This window comes from Methylobacterium sp. CCH5-D2, from assembly GCF_001556475.1.
Lineage (GTDB): Bacteria > Pseudomonadota > Alphaproteobacteria > Rhizobiales > Beijerinckiaceae > Methylobacterium > Methylobacterium hispanicum.
On record NZ_LSIX01000886.1, the window covers coordinates 26,085 to 47,383 of the forward strand.

Annotated in this window: 16 protein-coding genes and 1 pseudogene; 8 read left to right on the forward strand and 9 right to left on the reverse strand. The window is 68.5% G+C overall.

All coding sequences use genetic code 11. From position 1 onward, the window contains the following. Window positions 1–178: 178 nt before the first annotated feature. Window positions 179–502, forward strand: a complete 324-nt coding sequence (locus AX737_RS23700; RefSeq protein ID WP_066925637.1) for a hypothetical protein — start codon at window positions 179–181, stop codon at window positions 500–502. A gap of 53 nt (window positions 503–555) precedes the next feature. Here AX737_RS23700 and AX737_RS23705 read toward each other — a convergent pair whose 3' ends face one another. From AX737_RS23705 to AX737_RS23715, 4 genes and pseudogenes are all read right to left on the reverse strand, one after another. Continuing rightward, on the reverse strand, window positions 556–3,474 hold the full coding sequence (locus AX737_RS23705; RefSeq protein ID WP_245293497.1) for an SbcC/MukB-like Walker B domain-containing protein: 2,919 nt from the start codon (window positions 3,472–3,474) through the stop codon (window positions 556–558). Window positions 3,475–3,732: 258 nt separating this feature from the next. Continuing rightward, window positions 3,733–4,308 (reverse strand): annotated as a pseudogene (locus AX737_RS36310) (AAA family ATPase); the annotation flags it as partial. 26 nt (window positions 4,309–4,334) lie between these two features. Beyond that, window positions 4,335–5,573 carry an exonuclease SbcCD subunit D gene (locus AX737_RS23710; protein WP_066925643.1) on the reverse strand — a complete coding sequence of 413 codons (1,239 nt, stop codon included), beginning with the start codon at window positions 5,571–5,573 and terminating at the stop codon, window positions 4,335–4,337. Continuing rightward, entirely contained in the window at window positions 5,570–6,181 is a 612-nt protein-coding gene (locus tag AX737_RS23715; RefSeq protein ID WP_066925647.1) for a metallophosphoesterase, read from the reverse strand. Before AX737_RS23715 ends, AX737_RS23710 begins: the two co-directional genes overlap by 4 nt. A gap of 292 nt (window positions 6,182–6,473) precedes the next feature. Between AX737_RS23715 and AX737_RS23720 the strand changes: the two genes are divergently transcribed. The 3 genes from AX737_RS23720 to AX737_RS23730 all read left to right on the forward strand — a co-directional run bounded on the left by AX737_RS23720 (window position 6,474) and on the right by AX737_RS23730 (window position 9,250). After that, complete coding sequence (locus AX737_RS23720) at window positions 6,474–7,187, forward strand: DNA-binding protein (protein WP_066925650.1); 714 nt, start codon at window positions 6,474–6,476, stop codon at window positions 7,185–7,187. A gap of 212 nt (window positions 7,188–7,399) precedes the next feature. After that, on the forward strand, window positions 7,400–8,149 hold the full coding sequence (locus AX737_RS23725) for a phage Gp37/Gp68 family protein (protein ID WP_066925653.1): 750 nt from the start codon (window positions 7,400–7,402) through the stop codon (window positions 8,147–8,149). A 24-nt stretch (window positions 8,150–8,173) separates the two neighbouring features. Next, a complete protein-coding gene (locus AX737_RS23730; RefSeq protein ID WP_197430701.1) occupies window positions 8,174–9,250 on the forward strand; it encodes a three-Cys-motif partner protein TcmP in 1,077 nt (358 codons plus the stop codon). Between the two features lie 57 nt (window positions 9,251–9,307). Here AX737_RS23730 and AX737_RS23735 read toward each other — a convergent pair whose 3' ends face one another. Both AX737_RS23735 and dgt read right to left on the reverse strand, forming a co-directional pair. Beyond that, the gene (locus AX737_RS23735) at window positions 9,308–10,087 is read right to left on the reverse strand and encodes a hypothetical protein (RefSeq protein ID WP_156453920.1); all 780 of its coding nucleotides are present in this window, start codon (window positions 10,085–10,087) and stop codon (window positions 9,308–9,310) included. A gap of 85 nt (window positions 10,088–10,172) precedes the next feature. Beyond that, complete coding sequence (dgt, locus tag AX737_RS23740; protein WP_066925662.1) at window positions 10,173–11,765, reverse strand: dGTP triphosphohydrolase; 1,593 nt, start codon at window positions 11,763–11,765, stop codon at window positions 10,173–10,175. A gap of 1,376 nt (window positions 11,766–13,141) precedes the next feature. Here dgt and AX737_RS33550 point away from each other — a divergent pair. The 3 genes from AX737_RS33550 (at window position 13,142) to AX737_RS23750 (ending at window position 16,376) form a co-directional block, all read left to right on the forward strand. After that, the gene (locus AX737_RS33550) at window positions 13,142–13,342 is read left to right on the forward strand and encodes a hypothetical protein (protein WP_156453921.1); all 201 of its coding nucleotides are present in this window, start codon (window positions 13,142–13,144) and stop codon (window positions 13,340–13,342) included. A 212-nt stretch (window positions 13,343–13,554) separates the two neighbouring features. Beyond that, window positions 13,555–14,058, forward strand: coding sequence for a recombinase family protein (locus tag AX737_RS23745; protein WP_197430702.1), 504 nt, complete (start codon window positions 13,555–13,557; stop codon window positions 14,056–14,058). Between the two features lie 227 nt (window positions 14,059–14,285). Further along, the gene (locus tag AX737_RS23750; RefSeq protein ID WP_066925667.1) at window positions 14,286–16,376 is read left to right on the forward strand and encodes a recombinase family protein; all 2,091 of its coding nucleotides are present in this window, start codon (window positions 14,286–14,288) and stop codon (window positions 16,374–16,376) included. A gap of 24 nt (window positions 16,377–16,400) precedes the next feature. Here AX737_RS23750 and AX737_RS23755 read toward each other — a convergent pair whose 3' ends face one another. After that, on the reverse strand, window positions 16,401–16,889 hold the full coding sequence (locus AX737_RS23755; RefSeq protein ID WP_066925671.1) for a hypothetical protein: 489 nt from the start codon (window positions 16,887–16,889) through the stop codon (window positions 16,401–16,403). A gap of 150 nt (window positions 16,890–17,039) precedes the next feature. On the opposite strand from AX737_RS23755, the gene AX737_RS23760 reads away from it, so the two are divergent. Beyond that, window positions 17,040–17,663, forward strand: coding sequence for a hypothetical protein (locus AX737_RS23760; RefSeq protein WP_066925675.1), 624 nt, complete (start codon window positions 17,040–17,042; stop codon window positions 17,661–17,663). A gap of 378 nt (window positions 17,664–18,041) precedes the next feature. Here the strand turns inward: AX737_RS23760 and AX737_RS33555 are convergent, their stop codons facing one another. Together AX737_RS33555 and AX737_RS23765 are read right to left on the reverse strand one after the other, a co-directional pair. Continuing rightward, window positions 18,042–18,191 carry a hypothetical protein gene (locus tag AX737_RS33555; RefSeq protein WP_156453922.1) on the reverse strand — a complete coding sequence of 50 codons (150 nt, stop codon included), beginning with the start codon at window positions 18,189–18,191 and terminating at the stop codon, window positions 18,042–18,044. Window positions 18,192–19,212: 1,021 nt separating this feature from the next. Continuing rightward, window positions 19,213–21,228, reverse strand: coding sequence for an AAA family ATPase (locus tag AX737_RS23765; protein ID WP_066925678.1), 2,016 nt, complete (start codon window positions 21,226–21,228; stop codon window positions 19,213–19,215). Window positions 21,229–21,299 lie beyond the last annotated feature (71 nt).

A 21,299-nucleotide genomic window follows, 5' to 3' on the forward strand; every position in this document is an offset into this window, starting at 1 on the left:
ACGACTGCATGGTTGGCCCGATCCGTCCCGGCCATCGAAACTTCGCATTAAAAAAGAAATCGCGGTCCAAATAATTTTCTTTATAACGAAATTCTCTTTCATTCTTTCGCTTTGAAGAAAAAAGTTGCGATGGACGGATTTTCGTTATGATGAAAAAGAGAGTGGGGAGGTTTTCGCTATGGAGGAAAGTCTCTTCAGCGACGACACCATGGCGCTGCAGTTCGGGAGACGAAGAAACCCCTTCGTCATGGGGCTCGGCAAGTTCCGCGACGCCGCGACGGCCATCGGCTTCGATTCGGGGCTCCTCGAAAGGGAGGTGAGGGTCACTGTCGGGAAGGCCCTGGATCGATGGCCGGATACGCTCCGGGACATGCCCATCCCCCCTTCCATGAAGCGGACCCTGCTCGACCGGCTACCCCGCTTGCGTCTCGTGCAGGAGGTGCGACCCGGGTTCAAGCACGGCACGTCGTTCGACGAGGACGACGTGCCGCCCCAGCGCTGAAGACATGCCCGGCCTACCCCGGGGCGACGAGGTGCTGCCCCTGGAAAATGGGCTTAACCCGGCAAGCATCCGTCGACGACCCGCACGGTGCTTCGCCCGTTGCCGCGCCGCTCGACGCGCACCTGGACGGCGATGCGATCGATCATCGCGGCCACGTGGGTGATGACCCCGACCCTGCGTCCCTGGCCCTGCAGGGTCTCAAGTGCGTCGACGGCGATGTCCAGCGTCTCGGCATCCAATGAGCCGAACCCCTCGTCGATGAAGAGGGTGTCGACGAAGGCCTGCCGTCCTTCCAGGCCGGAGAGCGCCAGCGCCAGGGCGAGCGCAACTAGGAAGCGCTCGCCGCCCGAGAGGCTGCGGGTGCCGCGCAGCTCGTCGCCCATGTCGCGGTCGAGGACGTGCAACGCGAGGTCGGCGTCCTGACCGCGAACCAGGGCGTAGCGTGGGCTCAGGATGCGGAGTTGTTCGTTCGCGAGATGCGCCAGGTGCTCCAGCGTGACCCCTTGCGCGAAGCGTCGGAACCGATCGCCGTTCGCGGAGCCCACGGCGGCATCGACCATCTCCCACCCGTCGAGACCCTCGCGCGCGGTCGCGATCTCGCGCGAAAGGTCCGCGGACTTGCCGCAGGCATCGTCGTCGCGGGCGAGCTCGGCGTCGAGTGCGCCCCTGCGCCGTTGATGGGTGGCGATGAGCCCGGCGACCGCGACGGCGGCGGCCTCCGTGCCGGGTACGTCGACGGGCGGGAGGCAGCGCAGCGCGTCGAGGTCCGTGCGACGGGCGGCCAATCCCGCCTCGGCTGCCTCGTGCGCCCGAAGCAACCGGTCCCGCGCCTCGCGCAGGGCCGTGAGGGCCTCCGGGGGCACCGCCAGGAGGTCGAGCACGGTATCGGGTTCACGGAGGCCGCATTTCGCCAGGAACCGACCCTGCGCCTCCGCCAGGACGTTCCGGGCGCGTCGGTGTTGGGCATCGGCATGCTCCGCGGAGCCCGTGGCCGTCGCATGGAGCGCGGCGGCGATACCGGACGCCTCAAGCCCCATCCGGTGGTTCTCGCGGGCCACGTAGCGGTCTGACGTGATGCGGGCACGATGGCTGTCCGTGGGTTCGCCCCCGAGAAGCCCGGCCCGGTCCCGCCGGGCATCCCCGAGCGCCGTCGCCCGATCGTCGGCGGCCCGTACCGCCGTTTCCCGAAGGCCCGTGGCGGTGGCCTCGGCCTCGATCGCCACGGCCCTGTCGGGCACGAGGTCGTTCAACGCCGCAACGAGGTCGTGGTGGTTCTCCCGTGCCGCGCGGTAGGCGGCCCCGAGCTCGGCGATGCGACGGGCCGTGCCGTCGGGATTGCGGGCGAGGTGCGCCTCGTCGAGGCCGGCGGGGGCGAGGATCGGTCCGAGCTCGCGGACGATGGATTCGACGCGGGTGATCGCCGCCGCGGCCCGGGTCCGTTCGCGTTCGGCGGCGAGGGCCGCGGCCTGACGCGGGGCGGCTTCCGCCAGGACGACCCGGTCCGCGGCGGCGATCACGCCCTCTGCGACCGCGATGGCCTTCCCCTCGACGCGGATCTCGGCGGACAAGGCACGCGCCCGTTCGAGCTTCGCGGCAAGCAACGCGCGCAGGCCTGCCGTGGCCTCGGCGATCGACCCCAGGTGATCGACGGCCCCGGACCCCAACGCGTCCGGCGGCTCCCACATCCCGGCCCGGACGCATGCCGCCGCGAGGTCGGGACGGTGTCCGGCATAGGCTTCGGCGCAGCTTAGGAGGATCACCCCTGCCTGTGCATCCTCCCGTGCGGCGCCCTCGAAACGTGCCGATGCGTCGGCCCATGCGGTCGCGGCGACGGTGATGGCCCGACCGGCGCCGGCCAGTTCGGCGTCGATCTCGAACCGCCGTCCGCGCATGGTCTCGGCCAGAAGGGTCAGGGCGTCAGACCCGTGCCCCCCGTCGATGGGATGTTCCGTCGAGCCGCAGACCGGGCAGGGTTGGCCATGGACCAGGACGCTTCGCAGGTTCGCGGCCTCGACCGATGCGCCGCGTTCTGCAAGGTCCGCCATCGCCGCGATCTCCGCCCGGGCACGGGTAGCCACGCGGAGGGTGGTTTCAGCCTCGATGCGTCGCGCCTCGGCTGCCTCGCGCAGCGCGCCGGCATCGGCTTGGCTCGCGCGTGCGCGGGCCTGTTCGGCCCAGGCCCGGTCGTGTCGCCGTGCCAGGTCGGAGACGAGGGTCATGCGCTCCATAAGGCTCCGGAGATGGGCATCGACCGCCTCCGTGCCGTCGACGTCGAACGCGCGATATTCCTCTTCGCGGATGGCGCGTTCGGCGATGTGCCCGTCGCGGGTCTCGCGGGCCGAGGTCGCCCGCTCCCGGGCCGAGGCGGTCGCGGCGTCGGCCTCTTCGATCCGGGTTTCCGCGTCCTTGAGGGCGACGAGGGCGGCATCGCGTTCGAGGGCCAGGGCCTTCCGCTTCTCGAATAGGCCGGCGATCTCGGCCCCCCTGTCAGCGAGTGGCCTCATGGCCACGTCCGCCGCGATCCGCGCGGCCGTCGCATCGCGCGATGCGGACACCGTGTCGTAGGCCTTGTCCAGGTCCAGTCGGCGGGTACGGGCCCCGTCGAGGGTCGTCTTCGCGTCCTCGGCCCTGGCGACGGCCGCGTCCGCCTCGCGGGCGAGTTCCCCGATGCGGGCGTCGAGCGCGTCGGCCGCGCTCCACGTCGGCGTGAAACCGCGGAACGCCGCCTCGCCCGCTTCGTCGGCCGCGCGCGCCATGGCCAATCCCGTGCGGATTTCCGCAAGCGCCAGGCCGGTGGCGTCGACGTCCGCCCGGGCGGTTTCCAGGACGCCTTCGGCCGCAGCGCATTCGGCTTCGGCCGCCGACAGGGCATCGGCGGGGCGCCTGCAGGGTTCGACGGCCTCGATCGCCGCCAACCGCAGGGCATCGTCCCGGCCCTCCGCGACGGCGGAGGCGGCCTGCTCGACCAGCACGGACGCCTCGGCGAACCGCGCCTCGGCCGCCGCCGACCTGCGGGCGTGGTCGAGGGCGGCGACGTGTAAGGCATGCTCGGCCGCGAGCGCCGGCATCGCCGCGTCGATCGCGTCGCGCTCGGCCGTCCTCTCCCCTCGTGCCGCCGCGTCGAGGAGACCGATGGCGTCGCGACGCGCGACGAGGAGAGCGAACGCCGCGCGTCGTTCGTCGGCGCCGGCGCGCACCCGCTTCGAGATCTCCGTGTAGACCTGCGTCCCGGTGATCTTCTCAAGCAGGTCGGCGCGATCCCCTTCGCTCGCGAGCAGGAAGGCGTCGAATTCACCCTGGGCCAGGACCACGGTCCTGCGGAACTGGTCGTATGTCAGGTCGGTCCGGGCGACGACGGCCTCGTTGACCGCGGTCTTGCCGGTGGCGACTGCGGCGCCGTCCCCGATTTGGGACAGGCTTCGGGTCTCGGCCTGCAGGCGCCCGTTGGCCCGGTTCCGGGCTCGGTAGGCCGTCCACCTAGCCCGGTAGGCGACACCGTCCCGGCCTCGGAAGTCGACCTCGGCGAAGCCCTCGCCGGCCCCGCGCCGGAGGATGGCGCGCGGATCGCCGGAGTTGATGGCCTGGCCACCCGGGTCGGGCACGTCCTCGTTGCGTCCGGCGCTCACGCGGGGATACCGGCCGTAGAGGGCGAGGCACAGCGCGTCGAGGATGGTCGACTTGCCGGCGCCGGTCTCCCCGGTGATGGCGAAGATGCCGGTGGCGGCGAGGGGACCGTCGGCGAGATCGATGTCGAACGGTGCGGCGAGGCTCGCGAGGTTCGCGCCGCGTATCGCGAGGATGCGCATCGGTCAGGCCCGGGCTTGCGGACGGTTCATGCGCCTGCCCTGGCGCGATGGAACACGTCGAGGTGCGGGGCGGCCGGCTCGATCCCGTGGGTCCGGAAGAAGGCCATGCGGAACAGGTCTTCCGGGTCCCGCTCGGCAAGGCGGACCATGGGATCGCCCACCGGCGCGAGGTCGGGCGACGGGGCATCGACGCTCGCGACCCGCACGTCGACGACCTTCACCGGGAACCCTTCGGCGATCCGATCCACCTCGGCCCGGTAGGCCGCGGGCAGCCCGTCGCGGGCGAGCCGGATCTGCAGGAAGGGCCGTGCCTCGACCGGCAGGTCGGGATCGAGGTCGAGGGCCGCGAGCCGGTCGCCGAGCTCGCCCAGCGTCGTGTCGCCTGCATCCGGCAGCCGCAGGAAGGGGACGGGCCGGTCGATGACGACGTGTTCCGTCCGTGCCGGGCCGTCGCCGAGGGTGACGAGGCTGACCCCGTGACGGTAGGCCAGTTCGGTGGCCGAGAGGGGGATCAGGGAGCCCGAGTAGCGCACGATCGGGCGCCCCACTTCCTGGGCCCGATGGAGGTGGCCGAGCGCGACGTAGTCGGCGTCCTCCGGGAAGACGTCGGGCGGGACGGCGTGCTCCCCGCCTACGAGGATCCGGCGTTCCGCCCCTTCGGATTCCAGCCCGCCGGCGACGTGCAGGTGGCCGGTGACAAGGTACGGCAACCCGGCAAGCTCAGGCCGGGCGGTCTCGTGGAGCGCGGCGTAGAGATCGCGCACCGCCCCGACGATGGGGGACCCGGCCCCCTCGCGGACGCGGCGGGCGGCGAGGCCGGGCAGGCAGGCGGCGGTGGGATACGAGACCCCGAGCACGTGACCCGCCACCGCGCCGTCCTTTCGGATCGGGACGAGATGGCCCGACAGGTCTATGGCGCCGCCGGGACGCCGCACGTTGCCGACGACATGGACGCCGATCGCATTGAGGAGAGCGCGCGGCGCCTCCAGCCGGCCGGCCGCGTCGTGGTTGCCGGCGGTGACCACGATCGTCATCGCGGGCCGGGCCCGATGCAGGCGCACCAGCGTCTCGTAGAACAGACGCTGGGCCTCGCCGGACGGGTTCTGGCTGTCGAAGACGTCGCCGGCCATCACCAAGGCGTCCGGCTTCCGTTCCTTGACGAGGGCGACGAGCGCGTCGAACACCCGCGCATGCTCATGCTCGCGCAGAAAACCCCGCAGGGTCTGCCCGATGTGCCAGTCGCCGGTGTGCAGGACGCGGATCATGGCATCACTTCCGTCGATCGTTCGTCGTGCCTGCGGCCTTGGGCGTGGTCCGAAGCCGGTACACGCGAGAGGGCGTCGGCGTTCTCGGCCAGGCGCACGCGGATCTCGTCCAGGGTGACGGGGCGGTAATCGAAGCAGTCGACGCCGACGTCGGTGCTCGCGGCGGTCCCCGGCAGGGTGCCATGGGAATGGCCGTAAAGGTGGATATCGCCGCGGTGCATCCTCGGCCAGACCCGGTGCGCGTAGTGGCTGAGGAAAAGTCCCTGTGGCGACCCATCGAGATTTTGGACGACCACGCGGGCCACGTCGACGACGGGCCCGGCCCATGGAAGCCTCACGCTGATGCGGTCGTGGTTGCCGCGAACAAGGAAGATACGACCCTTCAGTCGCGAAAGGATCGCGCGGGCGTGGGCCTCGGTGCAGCGGTAGCAGAAGTCGCCGATGTGCCAGACCGTGTCCTCGGGGCGGACGGCGGCGTTCCAGTTCGCAACCAGGGTCTCGTCGTGTTCCTCGATGGTGGCGAACGGTCGATTGAGCGCCATCCGGGGGCTCAGGATCTGGCGGTGCCCGACGTGATGGTCGGCCGTGAACAGGGTTCGTGGCGGCATTTCGAGCTCCTCGCAAGTGCGCGGAGGCTCGACGCATGGGTCGTCTGCACTCCGGAATTCAGGGGGGCGAAGGACGGCCTATGCGTTTCATCGGGAAGCTCCTCGGACGACGATTCCTTATTTCCTGGACGTGGCCCCGGCGCAAGGTCGGAGACTCCACGGGTAGCGCATAGCGGATAGCGCGACACGCGACGCGCTACGGAATCGGCAGGTTCGTTAACCATGTTCGCGTTTCCTGGCGTCCTTGGCGGGGGGGCGGGCGATGGCGGGTAGGAAGGCGGATCCGACGCGGATGGAGGATCCCCGGCGGTGGGAGGTCTTTCGTGCGGCGGACCAGATCCGGGCGGAAGGCAAGGAGCGTGTCTCGCTCCGGACCGTTTGGGCACGGGTCAAGCTGAACGCGGGAGTGGCCGGCAACAACCAGAGCGTCGGCGGGCACCTGGCGGAATGGACCCGGGAGCGCGCGTACAGCCCGATCATCGAACTCGCGGGCTTGCCGGAAGCGGTCGAGACGGGGCTGGCGAAGGCCGGCGTCGCGCTGTGGAAGGCGGCGCAGGCGGAGGCCGCGGCGATCAACGAGAGAACGCGCCTTCGCATGGCGGAGGCCATCGCGGCGGAGCGGGAGCTCCGGCACGAGGCACTGGGGATGGTGGACGCGCGGGACGCCGTGATCGAGGCCCAATGCAACGAGATCGCCTGGTTCGCGGACGAGCTCGAACGGATGAAGGAGCACCTCAGGACGGTTCGGGCACGGGATTTCTGGCAGCGTGTCATCCAGGAGGTCAGGGATATCCTTCCGGAGCGCGAGGCCTTGCACGTGGGCGACATTACGCTTCGGATCGGCGCCGACCTGGTTCAGGAGGCGGAGGAGCACGTGCAGGCCTGGAACGTCGACACGGTCAGGGGGGCCATCGACGAGCGGATATACCGCAAACGGTATTTTGTTGCGGAGGGCGGCGGTCGCTATCGGAGGCGCAGGCCGGAGGACGGCGGGGTGGCGGCCTGAGGCGTGCCGTCCTTGTTCGGGAGGGAAGCCTGACGCCACGAAGGCCATCGCGGGTTCTCCGCGATGACCGCAGGTGTCGAGCGCCGCACGGAACCGAGCGGTGACGGATGCGACAGGCGGGAGGAAAACCGTCCGGCCCGGCTGATGGAAGGCTTGGGTATCGGCCAAGCTGGTCATTGCGACAGCCGTCGATGTGTTCTAATTTTGTTCCCATGGCCCAGAGCTCTGCGATAGAGTGGACGGAGGCGACTTGGAACCCGGTGACGGGTTGCACCAAGATCAGCTCCGGCTGCGACAACTGTTATGCCGCTCGGTTCTCGGAGCGTTTCCGAGGCGTTCCGGACCATCCGTTCGAGAGCGGGTTCGATCTGACGCTTCGGCCCCGGCGCCTGGAGCAGCCGCTCCAGTGGCGACGTCCGCGGATGATCTTCGTCAATTCGATGAGCGACCTTTTCCATAAGGACGTCCCGACGACGTTCGTCGATCGCGTCTTCGATACGATGGAGCGGGCGGACTGGCACGAGTTCCAGATACTCACGAAGCGTAGCTCGCTCATGCGGGATTACGTCAACGCCCGCTATGTCTCTCGTCCGGTCCCTCCGCACATCTGGCTCGGGGTGTCGGTCGAGGATGGGACGAAGAAATCCAGGGTCACCCATCTGCGGAATACCAATGCCTCGGTGCGGTTCCTGTCCGTGGAGCCCTTGATCGGGCCGATCGGGGATTTAGATCTCCGGGGCTTGCATTGGGTCATCGTCGGGGGGGAGAGCGGACCCGGCGCACGTCCGATGGAGAAGGCGTGGGTCGTCGACCTGCAGGAGCGGTGCGGGCGTGCCGACGTCCCCTTCTTCTTCAAGCAATGGGGCGGGCGATCGCCGAAGTCCGGCGGGCGGCTACTCGACGGACGCGAGTATAACGGGTGGCCGAGGAACGCGCGCGCGGCGATGTCCGCTGCCGTGTAGGGGCGACTGATGAAGCCGGATCGGGTGACGTGGCCCCTTGAGGACCACACCAGGGCCAAGCACGAGATCCTGCGGCGCTACCTCCGGGCGTGGTTCCCGATCCTTGCGCTCGGCGGGTTCCCCCGGATGGTGTTCATCGACGGCTTCGCGGGGCCGGGCATCTACGACGACGGCAGCGACGGGTCCCCGCTGATCGCGCTCAAGGCGTTCCTCGACCAGTCCGCGCCGATCCTCGCCGAGTGCCATTTCCATTTCATCGAGAAGGAAGAGGCCCGCGCGGACCGGCTCCGGGAATGCATGGCGTCGTTGTTCGCGGCCCGGCCGCGACCGCACAACCTCCATGTCCGCGTCCATTCCGGCGAGGGTTTCGAGCAGGTCTACGCGACGGCGCTGCGCGATCATCCGCGGAACGCGCCGGTCTTCGCCCTGGTCGACCCGTTCGGCTGGAACGGCATCCCGATGACGGCGATGCGCGACCTGATGAACCGTGCCAGCGGCGAGGTGCTGGTCAACTTCATGTTCGAGGAGATCAACCGCTTCCTGACGCACCGCGACCAGCCGGACAACTTCGATGCGCTGTTCGGCTGCGCGGACTGGCGCAAGGTCGCCGCCTTGCCGCCCGCACAGCGCAAGGCCGGCATCCGCGACCTCTATGCCGCACAGCTCGTGTCTATGGCCGGGGCCCGTTTCGTCCGGCACTTCGAGATGCGCAACGGGCGCGAGCGGACCGACTACTACCTGTTCTTCGCGACGAAGAACCAGAAGGGTCTCAAGAAGATGAAGGAGGCCATGTGGTCGGTCGACCAGCGGGGCGGGATGGCCTTCTCCGATGCGACCGACCCGGGCCAGCAGGTGCTGTTCGACGGCAGCGATCTCTCCCAGCTCGAAGGCATCCTCGCGCGCCGCTTCTCCGGGGCGGCGGCCGACGTGGACGAGATCGAACGCTTCGTGGTCGAGGAGACCGCCTTCCGGGAGACGCACTACAAGGGGATACTGAAGGGGATGGAGGCACGGGTCCCGGCCGCCATCCAGGTCGAGGCTTGCCGGGAGGGCCGGAGGCGCGGGACCTATCCCGCCGGGACGCGCGTCCGGTTCGCGTAGTCCGACCACGATCCCGGTGGGCCGACCTTACCGCGCCCGGCCGAAATGCCGATCGCCTCAGACCGCCAATAACGCCGACGCCGAAGCGACGGGTCGCTTCCTCGGCATTGCCGGGCGGGGGCGTGGCCGTGCGGGTCGCGGAGGGTTCACCGACGCGGTATCGCCCAGCGGAAGCGCCTGCTGCACCGGCGCGAGGGGCAGGGACACCGGCCCGGATCCGGTCTCGACGCAGCGTTGCAGCATTCGGGCGATTGCGGCCCCGTCGAGGTCGGCCAGCATGGGGTTCGTGAAGCTGCCGCGCTCGCTCGCCATCATCCGTCCCCATCCGTTGTCCCGGATCTGCCGGGCGACGTGTTGGGCCAGCCGCGTGCCGATCGCGGCCTCCCACTTGTAGGCGTAACGGAGCGCGCGGACGGCGTTCCCGAGGGGATTGGGATTCGGTTCGAGGTTGATGTCGATCACGCGCCGGCGCACCCGATCGAAGTAGCATGACTTGGCGATGAGCCTTTGCTCGTCGACCGAGTAGAGTACGGCGTCCCAGTCGAAGAACGTGACGTCGACGAGGTCGTGCAGGGTCGCGACGGGCACATGCCCGTTCACCGCGGCCCAGGTCCGCTCAAGCGGCCAGACGTCGACCTTCCAGCGATCGAGCGCGATGCCGTAGCCGCCGAACTTGTTCACCTTGGCGCCGAGCCGCTCGACGGCCCGTTCGAAGGCCGGCATCGAGCGGGGATCGACCACGAAGTCGACGTCCGACTTGAACGCCCTGTTGCCGGCCAGCAGCAGGTCGCGGAGGAACCCTCCGATCGCGACCGCGGGCCCGTGGTCGAGCAGCATGCAGGCGAAGGCGGCGACCTCGCCCCTCGCGCACGCCTTCGTCGTGAAGAAGTAGTCCGCCCGGCCCTTCAGAAGCCGGCTGTCGTTAACGCGGGGCGGATGCGCCGACATGAAACTCCTGGAGCTCCTGGTGCAGGTCGAGAGCGTACTGGTCGGTCATGCCGGCCACCATGTCGGCCATCAATTGTAGCTCGCGGTAGCGCACCGGCAAATGCGCGTTGTCACCGCCTGTGGATGACGCCCTGTCCTCGAAGACGCGCCGGTAGTTTTCCGAGATCCGGCCGTAGGCGTAGCGCGCGAACGGGGAGGTGCGCCGCGAGCCGGGATCCTCGAACGATTCGCGCTCGGTGATGCCCCGCCATAGCATGTCGAGCAGGCCCTGGATGGTGTTGAAGCCCCCGAGTTCGATCCTGAGGACGGCCTTGTGTCGGTAGGCGTGCTCGGTGTCGAATTCCTTCATCTCGGCGGCGAAAAGCTCGGCGTCGCTAAGGTCGATCAGGGGCTTCTCGATGCCCGTGGTCATGATCGCCTCGTAGTTGGCCTCGAAGGCGTTGATGACGGCCGAGACCATTGCCGTGATGGCATGCGCGCGGAAGACCTGCATCGAGACGTCGTTGAGCTCGGAAGGCGAGAGCCGGGCGGTCCGGGCCTCGGCGGCGCCGTGCTTGCCGGCCGAGAGGACCCACTGCGCCAGCGCATTGCCCTTCAGCTTCGGCCGGCTCTCCAGCCAGGCCATCAGGTCCGCGAATGAGACGAGTTCCTTCTTCACCGCATCCTCGGCGTCGACGACGAGGTACGCGATGTCGTCACACGCCTCCATGATGTGGGTCAGGGGGTGCCGGATGACGCCGGACAGGCCCGCGGCCTCGCGGAAGCGCGCGACGAGATCGGCCTCCGAGGCGAAGTAGCCGACCTTGCGCACCGGCGCCGCGCCGCCCTTCTTCTTCGTGACGACCGCGTCGGAGGACACGGTGTACTTCATCAGCGCCGCAAGGGTGCCGAAGGTCAGGTTCAGGCCGCGGTTGTCCTTCACCACCTGGAGCCTTGTCAGGGTGCGGACCGTCTGGGCGTTGCCCTCGAACTGGCGGAAATCCTCGCGATGCTGCGTCGTCAGCCTCTCCAGGTCCCGGAGGATGCGCTTACGGCCCTCCTCGCCGACGCGGTGGGTCTCGGCATCGCCGACACCGAAGATCAGCGGGTCGTTGCGCACGATCCAGTCCCGGATCGCCTCCTCGCCCTGATGGCCGAAGGGCGGGTTGCCCATGTCATGGGCCAGCCCGATGGCGCCGAGGATCGCGGGGATCGCGCGGGCCGCCTCCGCGCGCTTACCCTCGCCCAGGCTGGTGCAGGCCTCGTCGAGGATGGTGGCCCCCAGGGGGCTGTTCACGATGTGCGTGCCGATCGAGCGCGCGAGGTTGGCGACCTCGTGGCTGTGGGTCAGGCGGTTGCGGACGCTCTCGTTGGGTTCGAGCGGGAACACCTGGGTCTTGTCGCCGAGGCGCCGCGTCGGCGTGGCAAACAGGATGCGATCGAAATCGCGCTCGGTCTCGGTGCGGCTGTCGACGAGCCAGGGCTGCGCCTCGGGCTTGGGGACGTCGACCTTTTCCTCGGCTTCCGGCTTCGGCAAACGGGTGACGCTCAGGAGCTTGCCCCAATCCAGTCTTTGCGCCTGTGCCATTCCGTCTCCATTGACGATGCGCGGGTGTCGGGATCACCGGCCGGATGGTCCCGCGTCGAAGGCGTTTCCGGGGATCACGGGCGATGCGGGCGCCCCAATCGTCCGGCGAGGTGATCGACGCCTGAGCTTAAACGTCGGAGGCGGGTCCGGGGTCCCCGCCGTTCGACTGTCCGACCGACCGCTCACGCGACCCGCGCCGCGTCGTCATACGCTCACGGCGGGCGACGTCGTGAATCTCGGTAAAGCCGGCGCGCTCATGGCGGCCCTGCGATCGCCGGACCCGACCGCCCCGACCAAGGGGCGACGGCCCAGGGCCGCGAAGCGGATCACGTTCCCCGTCGGTCGGTCCTTGACCGGCGAGGCCGTCGCGGGCCCGGACCCGCGTCCGGCGGTGGCATGAGGGCGTGCTCATCGGGCCCGAAGGCATGACGTCCCCGGCCCGCGGTGCATTCCGGGTTCGGCTAGGTTTGGGCATGCAATCCCCACAATCCACCGAAACCCTATGAAGGTTTGCACAAGTCTTCGTTTGGCATTGACGCCGATTCCCGTCGTTCGGTATGTGATCGACGTGCCTGACGGCATGACCTGCGCCGCGGCGATCGCCCGCGGCCCGCCACCGCCCTCGTAGCTGACGCTCGGGCGGGCCTTGATCCGAGGCGATGCCATGTCACCCGACCGCTCCACGCGAAAACGCGCGTCCGGGCCTGTCCTTCGGACAGCGCCATGGGCGTGCATGGCTTCAGGCCCACTCGCGCCTCGCCCGAACCGCAAACCCACCGAGGTCTAGCAGCCGCGATCGCGGCCGCCTGCCTCGCGCGTGGAGGCCGCCGCCATGACCATCTTCCCCCACATCGGTCGCATCGTCGATACGGCTAGGCGACCCTTCGACTTCCTCGACGGGATCGGCCGTCCCGGGTGCCCCGGATCCGTCGACTTCCTTGCTTCCCTGCTTGCCCGGCTGCCGCCGGGCATTCCGCCCGTTCCCGCAGTCGGCCAAGCGGCCGCGCCGTCGGGCGCCCGCCGCCGGCAGGCCCACCCCGGCATCGGCCCGGTCCGGATCCCGATGCGCGGCGGCCATGCCGCTGCCGGGGTGTCGACGCGCATCGGAAACCCCGAGCGGCATCATCGGGCGGTCGCTCCCTCATCTCATGACGCAGCCGAGGCATCCGCCGCGGGAGCGGATCCCGATGTGCGGCTTCGTCCCGTCACAGTGGGTTCGGCCAAGCACCCCGCCCGGCCATCGCGGACTGGGCGCCCATCCCTGCGGCCCGGGCCGCGGCCAAGGACGGACCGGACCGGCTCGTCAGCCAAACCCATCGCTTCGCCGACGACGACGGACGCGATGAGACCAGCGGTTGAAGCGGAGGGTTGCGACCATGGATGACGACCACGAACGCGGCGTTCCCGATCCGGGCCTCCTGAGGCTCGCCAGGGCGCTCGGACGCTACCAGGCGATCCGGGATCGCCAGCCCGGCGGCGACGATCGGGAGCGTCGGGGCGGGCCTGGACGGGATGCTCGAAGCAGCGACGGCAGGAATGGAAAACTTGCGGCGCGCCGGGCGATCGATGATGCCTGAGTGGTCTCAACGACGGGAACGTTCCTCGTGACGCCATTCCGGCCAATCGCCACCATCGCGAACGACCGGCGAAACGCCCTCATAGGCTAGGGCGACGCCTTTCGGCCCGACCCCTTGCGCGGGGTCGGCGCGGCGTACGGCCCATGCGAGCCCAGGGCCTCCCCGACGATCCCGTCACAGCGCCGCCTCCGCCCGGATGCGGTCGACCGAGCATGCGCCAGGCGCTGCCGCCCATGCCAATCAGCGAGACAGCCATGTCCAGGAAGAACAAGACGCGAGACCTCGCGGAACAAGCGTCCCCGGCGCGGCCCAGGGTCGCCGTCTACGCCCGCTACGCGAGCGTGGGGCTATCAACCGATGGCATCGACCGTCAGGTCGCCGCGGCGGTGGACCACGTCGAGGAGGTGGGCGGCGACCATGTCGCGACCTTCGCCGACCATTCGCACGGAGGTGCGTCCACGGATCATCGCCACGAGCTGCGACGCATGCTCGAAGCCGCCGAGGCCCGGTCCTTCGGGATCGTGGTCGTCGAAGATCTCGACCGGGTGTCGCGCGATCACGACACCCTCCTCACGGTGTTCGACCGGCTGCATTCGCTCGGGATCGAGGTCCATCTCCCGGGGCGGGGAAAGCTGTGCCGCACGGACGTCTCGCTCAAGGGCATGATGGAGCCCGGGGCCGGCACGACCGCGCCGGGCCGGAGGTCCCGCCGGTGAGCCCCGCGTTGACGGAACGGCGCCCAAAAGGACTTGAGCAGGTCATGCGCCGGGCTTCGATAGCCTAGGGCGACGCGCTGCCGCGACCCGTTCCGGCGGGACCGGCGCGGCGCATGACCCGATGAGGCCCCGGGTCGGCTCTCCCCCCTTCAAGCCGCTTCCCACGGGGAAGCGGGCGGTCCCGCACGCGCATGGCGCTGCCGGCCCAAGCTTCGCGAGACATTACCATGACCACGCCCGACAACACCCCGGCGCAAGGCGCCGCCCCCGCCACCCATTCCGAGCCGACCTACTTCGCACTGCGCCGGAACGACCGGCCGGAATTCGTTGCCCCGGACCTTCGAAAGGCGGTGGTCTACGCTCGCTTCTCCACGACAGGCCAGAAGGAGGTCAGCATCGATCGCCAATGCGAGTTGGCCGGCGAATACATCGAGGCGACCGGCCGTGTCCTCGCCGACACCTACGTGGACCGCGCCCGCAGCGGCGCCTCCATGGCCGGCCGCGACGAGCTCGAACGCCTGCTGGTCGATGCCACGACCGGGGCGTTCGGCATCGTGGTCGTCGAGAACGTGGACCGACTGGCGCGCGACCTCGGCATCCTCAGCACCGTCTACAAGCGGCTGCTCGGCCTCGGTATCGAGATGCACCAGCCGGGACGCGGCCGGCTTTCCCTCACCGACATCGCGGTGCAGGGATTGATGGGCGACGAGAACCGTCGCATCCTCAGCGAGCGGACGCAGTTCTCGCGGGACGTCATGGCCCGCGAGGGTCGGTTCCCGACGGGTCCCTGCTACGGCTACGCCAAGGTCCCCGGCCGCCCGGGCGAACCGGTCGTCGACGAGGCACAGGCCGAGGTCGTCCGGCGCATTTTCGGAATGCGCGCGGCCGGTCTCAGCCCCAAGATGATCACCATCGCCCTCAACCGGGCCGGGACCCTGACGGGTAAGCTCTGCCATTGGTCCGAGCGACACGTCCGGGATATCATGACGAACCCCCGATATATGGGGGTCCTCGTCTACAACCGGTATCGTTCCGGCAAGCACCCCAAGACGGGGAAGCGCCAGTACCTGCTCCGTCCACGGAAGGACTGGATCGTCACGGAGGTCCCGGACGCGAGGATCGTGGACCAGAAGCTCTGGGAGCAGGTCCAGCAGATCACCGAGGGGCGACGGGCGGATCCCGGCAGGCGGCCGAAGACGCATGCAAGGGATTACCTACTCTCCGGCCTCGCCTCGTGTCCTTCCTGCGGGGGAAGGATGCGCATCCAGCGGTTCATGCACCGCCCCCCCAAGTTCCAGTGCGCCTCGTATGCGCTGAGGAGGACCTGCGACGACAAGACGATGTCGAGCGTGATCGACGTCGAGCGCCTCGTGGTGGGCCTCGTGTCGGACGAGCTTGCGGATCCGGCCTTCACGCAGGCTTATATCGACGGGTACAATGAGGAAAGCGCGCGGAAGGATATCGAGCATGTCGGGGTGCGTGCCGAACTGGAGCGCCGCGTCGCTACGCTGGACCGCAAGCTCACGGCGTCCTTCGAAGAGGCGCTGACCAGAGGCTTCACCAACGCGCGGCTTGCCGAATGGCGCACCCGCATCGAGCGTGACCTTTCCGACGCAGAACGGGACCTCCACCGCACGCCCCGTCATCCCAAGCCTATCGGCATCGATCGCGAACGGCTGGGATCCCTCAGGCAGAGCATGGCGTCGCTCTCGGCGTCCGCTCCGTTCGAGGCATCGGACGAGGCCGGAATGATGCTGATGGCGGACTTCCGCAACCTGGTCGAGAAGGTCGTGGTCACCCGGGTCGGCATGGAGGTAAGCGTGGCCGTCATGCTGAGGGTGGGTATCCTCGTCGAGGCGTCAGGAGGACGCGACGCGACCGCCGGCATCGGTACGCGCGTCGTGAACGGCATGTACCGCATGCACCTCACGGAACGCGACGCATACAAGTTCAGCGAGGCGCGACGGATCGCCGATAGGCGCGCCGCCGACGGTGTCTACGCTCTCGACGATCGGGAATGGTCCATGATCCTGAAGGTTTTCCCACGCAACGCGGTCGATCCGGTCAAGCGTCGCATGGCCGTGGATGCGATGGTGTTCCGTCAGATGACGGGCGCTTCCTGGAACTGCCTGCCCGCTTCGTTCGGCAACATCATCAACATCCGGATCCTGTTCTACGTGTGGAAGGGACGTGGCCTATGGGACCGCATCGTCGCCGCGCTCGTCGAACACGATCCGCGGCGGTGGCAAGGCCTCGCCACGCCGCTGACCCCGACGTCCTATAAGGACCTTTGCGCCAGGGAACCGACGAATCCATAATCGGCCTCGTCTCCAGGCGGTGGGTCAGTCGGAGCCCGCCTCTGCCGGCAAGGGCTGGTCGATGGGCCAGAACTTGCCGGCCACGTTGCGGAAGTGGCTTTGGTGGTAGGCCCGCTTGTAGAGCAGCGTGTAGAGGGCGTCCGGGCCCATCCTGTCGTTATAGTGGAGATGCGAGAAGATCTCCCTTGCCGAGAGCGGCTTCCCGCTCTGCTTGATGATGTTCAGTGCATCCATCGCGACCTCGTTGTTGAACCGACGGCTCTCCGACAGCACCTCGTTCGGTCCCCGGGATGCCTTCCTGCGAGCCTTCCGAGGCGCCGGCTCGAACCCTTCGACGACTGCGTTCGAAGGTTCGACGCCACTCGACGACAGGTCGTTCAGCAGTGTCTTGCCGCTCGCGATGAACGCTTCGACGAGCTTCCGTCGCCGCGCCAGGTCGGCGATGCGTCGATCGATGGTTTCGAGCTCGGCCGCCGCACGGTCGAGGTCCCGACGAAGGCGTACGGCGTCCACTCTGCAACCTTCCGAAAGCCGCCCCGGGGCCATCCGGTCCGGGCATAAGGATTCAGGTCCAGGGAGACTCGACTTTGTCAACCATTCGAGGCATGGCGTGTCGTCACTCGAAGGGTTCGAAGTATACCCTTCGAGGTAGGGAGGGCCGACATGGACGAAACGAATGGCGAGGTGGGATTCCTGCTGGACACCAACGTCTACAGCGACGTCCGCAAGGGGCTCAGCGTCAAAGCCTGCGAATGGTATGCTGCACTCGGCTCCGAGCGACGGTACCTTGCGTGGTGCGTGCTCCAAGAGCTCCTGACCGGAGCCTTCGCGGCGGACGCCACAAAGAACCTCGAATTCGCCCTTCGGCTCCAGGCCTGGACGAGATTCCTCATCGGGACGGAGGGATTGGTGTTCCCGACGGTCGAGGTCACCGTCGAATGCTCGCGGTTGCGCGCCGAGCCGAAACTAAAGAGCCTGTGGATGACGCAACCCAAACAGGCGATCCCGAACAGCGGTGCCGACGTGGATCTGGCGGCATTGTCTCGTATCACGGGCATCCCGATCGCCTCGGAGAACATCGCCCACTTCAAGATGATCCACGCGCTGTTCGAAATCCCCGGCCTCTACGTCCCTTCCACGGGTAAGTGGGCGATCGGCATGCGGGATTCATGCACGAAGGAGCCGTGCGGACCGATCTCAGGAACCGGCGTGGCGCGCCGGACCGGTATCCGCGGTGTTGTGCATCGCCTCGCGCGCATGGTGCTCCGTGGCCGATGGATTCGGTGACGCCGATGCATCCCCGTCCGGGCATGGACCGACGACACGGGTGACCGTGTAGACGCTTCCATCGGACATTCTGACGGTCGTTCCGATAGGGCCGGAAGACCCCTTCAGAAACGAGGCCGCATCCATGCCGGCCAAGTCCGCTTCCTGATGCACATGCATGCGCTTATCCTCATCAACGCCGCCGACCCTGGGCCGGGTCGGACACAGGATGACCATGGCCACCCTCGCGGCAATCGCGTCGCATCACCCACATACGGTCTATTGCGGCGGGCCGCAACAGCTGCATGTCCACCTCTCGCTCCGTATACTGCTGCCCGTGCCAAACGCTCTGTTTCTTTTAAACGAAACAGAGCGTTTGGCAGCTTTCTATATTACAGATTACTTGCAGTGCATGAAGGCATTGAGATCGAGCGCTGTGACGCCCCCCTTGACGCCACGGCGGCCATCGCGGGCGGCGGGAGCCATCATGCCCAATTCGGTCGCAAGGGTCGAAGCAAGGTTCGGCGCGGCGTCCGGATCGCCACTCATGGATCGATCGAACGGATAGCCCGCGACGACGCTCCCTCGATGATCCGTGAGGATTGTTCCCTAGGTGCGATGCGGCCTTCTTCTTCGTGGCGGCCCCCGGGAGGGTGGCTCTCGATGGGAGGTGCCGGGCATCACGTCGTCCGCAGGCCCTGGATCGTCGGGGCCCCGCCTCGCGGATCGCAAACCCGATGGGTGACGACCGGCGCATCATACACGGGGCGATGGCGGCCATGGACGTGATGCACCGACCCGATGGGTGATCGCCAAGGGGCGGGACGGTGATCCCCATGCGAGCCGGCGTGTCGATGGGGGGTATGCCCGGGTCGCTTCCGAGGGATCGGGGAGTACGCCACCACGCGGGACGGGAACATCGGTGCGAAGGGGTACGCCCCGTCCCGGCTTGTCGTCTTCGAGCCCCGGCGGCGCTACGTCAAAGCGGGTTGGTCTCGATCCGGCCGCCGGTGGGGGCGGCCCCGTCGGCGGACAGCCCACCAATCCGATATGAGGTAGCGCCGCCGGCCGGCTTTGGATCGTGGTGTGGAACTGAATGGGGCAAGTCCCATCCCTCCCCAGCTGTGGCATTCGGGCGTTACGTCGTCGGCGACCCTGGATGCCGTCGGAGGGTCCCAGGTACCTACGGATCCCGGCTGCACCAAGCCGGTTCCGGGATCGGGCAGCCTTGAAGGGTTCGCGCTTCGCCCCGCGACGTTCGGGCGGGATATTGGATGTCGCCACCCCGACATTGTGCGGCGGACCGCATGGTCCGGCTCATTCCGGACGGCCGACCCCCACCAGGGTGGGGGCGTCGACCCGTATCGATCGTCATGGCCGTGCTTGGCCGGCCGCCTCGATGTCGGTCGGCGGGCAGGGGGGCTGTGACGGCGCGTGATGCAGCCCGGACCCGGAAGAAAGGGGCGCCGCCCTGGGAACTCCACGAGACTGGACCGATGGGTCCTTACGGGAGATCGGACGAACCGGCACGGTGCCGGGCCCTTGCATCGACGCAAGGGCCCGGATCGGATCAGGGAAGTCGGCTGGCGCCCCGGGATCGGCGGGCGCCGTGGCCACCCCGGTGCCGGCGGGTCCTCGCGGCTGATCCGGCCTTGATGATGGCGAGGATCTCATCGCCGGAGAGCACCCGGGCCTCGACCAGCCGATCGGCCAGGGCCTCGATCGTGGTGCGGTGCTCGCGGACGAGATCGGAGGCCTGGGCGTAGAGGCGAAGCAGGTCGGCCTCCACCGTGCGGCGCAGGGCGGGATCGGCACGCATGGCCTCCTCGGCCCCACCGGGTCGATAGACGAGGCTGTCGCCGAGGCCATATTCCACATGCAGCGAGACCACAGTCGTGGTGGCGCGATCGAGGTCGGAGCCGCGGCCTCCGCCCGCCCCGGTGTGGGGCACGCCGACAAGAGCGTCCATCGCGCGGCCGGCGAGTGCGACGACCGCGATGCGCTCGATCTGGGTCCGCGTGAGGAAGGCCCGCGGGGTCAGGGTCCCCCTGGCGGCCCCCTCGCTCGATTGCCGGTGGGCGATCGTTACCGTGGACATGGATGCCACGTCGAGCACGACGGCACAGACGCAATGCGCCGCTTCATGGGCAGCGATGGCCCGGATTTCCTCCGGGGTGCGGGTCTCCGTAGGGGCGACCTGGGCGATGAGGTCCGCCAGGACCATGCGGCGGCCCTCGGCACGGGCGGTCGAGCGCGCGCCCTTGACCCAGGCCACGACCTCGGCGCCGGTCGACCCGGCTCCGAGTTGCGCGACGCCCGAGATGTCGACGCCGTCGAGGTCGACACCGAGATGCTGGCGCAGGATCCCCGCAAGGGCGGTGGCGTCCGGCCGGTCGATCCGGATCACCGGATGGAGCCGGCCGGGGCGGATCAGGGCCGCGTCGAGGAGGCCGATATGGTTCGTCGCCCCGATTACAATAACCTTTGAGGTTATATTTGATGAAGTAGAGTCTAGACTTGCAAGTATCCCGTTAACGACAGGACTCCACCAGTCGCGCGCACGGTTATCCATTGCTGCTCTGTTAGGAATGCTGTCTATCTCATCTAGAAATAAAATACATGGCGCAATTGCCGCAGCTTGTGCAAGCTTCGCTTCCCATGCCTTCAGGACTCCATCCAAATGACCGGACGACGAAGTGAAGAGTTCGGATACGCTCGCCGAGATGAGCGGAACCTTCGCTGCCTTGGCGACACTGCGGATAAGGCTGGACTTGCCCAGACCGGGGTCCGAGTAGAGCGTACAGTTCTTCGAGATCTGAGAGAATTCCAGCCGCCCGGCCCTCCATTCGCCGAGGTCGCGCACGAGGGCGAGGGCCCAATCCATCGCGGCCGAGTAGCCGTGGAGCGATGCAAGCTCGGGGATATCCTCGCCGAGCGCGTCGCCGGCCGATAGGGCCCGGGTGGACGACTGTAACCGCGCAATGCAGGAAGCAGGGGAGGTACCCATCCGGATCGCCGCCGTGATGTCGTCGAACGAGAGACCGGTGGCGACCGCGGGCGGCAGCCGGCGCGCCCGCTTGCCGGTCACCGCCCGGATCACGGATGCGATGACGCGGTTCGACGGCGGCCCGATGCGAACGAAGAGGTCGGCGGCCTGGACGAGTGTGGCGGGCAGGTAGCGCGCGGGTGCCGGGCTGATGCCGGCGATGCGTGCGCCCCGCGACAGCACGGCGGAGACGTTGCCGTTTCCTTCGGTGGGTCTTTCGGAGCGGGACGCGCCCATCCTGACGATGACCTGTGCGAACGACCCCAGGTCGCGGAGGGCGAGTTCGACCCGGCTGCCCCAATCGGGTGCCGGGACCTCGATCACGAGGGCGAGGGCCCCGTGTCCCTGGACGCGGCGCAGGCCCGCCGGGCCGAGTGCGTCGAGCAGGGCCGCGACGGGCAGGGCGTCCCGGGCGTCCTGGCGACCGGCCAGGCCGGCCTGAACGTAGACGGTGTCGAAGTCGTCGGCCGGGTGGCGATCGTCGCCGAGGTCGAGGGCGGCCTGGGCGGCGACGCGCCGTGCGGATTCGATGAGGGACATGATGGCTGCCTCCTGAACGAGGCAGCCGGCCGCGATCGCGGTGCTGGTCAGGCCTCGGGGGGGATCGGGAT

What these genes read in the sequence shown, in the direction of transcription:
- AX737_RS23700 (WP_066925637.1), top strand. Translation starts at nt 179, where the DNA reads ATGGAGGAAAGTCTCTTCAGCGACGACACCATGGCGCTGCAGTTCGGG.
- AX737_RS23760 (WP_066925675.1), top strand. Translation starts at nt 17,040, where the DNA reads ATGGACGAAACGAATGGCGAGGTGGGATTCCTGCTGGACACCAACGTC.
- AX737_RS23725 (WP_066925653.1), top strand. Translation starts at nt 7,400, where the DNA reads ATGGCCCAGAGCTCTGCGATAGAGTGGACGGAGGCGACTTGGAACCCG.
- AX737_RS33555 (WP_156453922.1), bottom strand. Translation starts at nt 18,191, where the DNA reads ATGAGTGGCGATCCGGACGCCGCGCCGAACCTTGCTTCGACCCTTGCG.
- AX737_RS23735 (WP_156453920.1), bottom strand. Translation starts at nt 10,087, where the DNA reads ATGCTGCTCGACCACGGGCCCGCGGTCGCGATCGGAGGGTTCCTCCGC.
- AX737_RS23750 (WP_066925667.1), top strand. Translation starts at nt 14,286, where the DNA reads ATGACCACGCCCGACAACACCCCGGCGCAAGGCGCCGCCCCCGCCACC.
- AX737_RS23710 (WP_066925643.1), bottom strand. Translation starts at nt 5,573, where the DNA reads ATGATCCGCGTCCTGCACACCGGCGACTGGCACATCGGGCAGACCCTG.
- AX737_RS23715 (WP_066925647.1), bottom strand. Translation starts at nt 6,181, where the DNA reads ATGCCGCCACGAACCCTGTTCACGGCCGACCATCACGTCGGGCACCGC.
- AX737_RS23745 (WP_197430702.1), top strand. Translation starts at nt 13,555, where the DNA reads ATGCGCCAGGCGCTGCCGCCCATGCCAATCAGCGAGACAGCCATGTCC.
- AX737_RS33550 (WP_156453921.1), top strand. Translation starts at nt 13,142, where the DNA reads ATGGATGACGACCACGAACGCGGCGTTCCCGATCCGGGCCTCCTGAGG.
- AX737_RS23720 (WP_066925650.1), top strand. Translation starts at nt 6,474, where the DNA reads ATGGAGGATCCCCGGCGGTGGGAGGTCTTTCGTGCGGCGGACCAGATC.
- dgt (WP_066925662.1), bottom strand. Translation starts at nt 11,765, where the DNA reads ATGGCACAGGCGCAAAGACTGGATTGGGGCAAGCTCCTGAGCGTCACC.
- AX737_RS23765 (WP_066925678.1), bottom strand. Translation starts at nt 21,228, where the DNA reads ATGTCCCTCATCGAATCCGCACGGCGCGTCGCCGCCCAGGCCGCCCTC.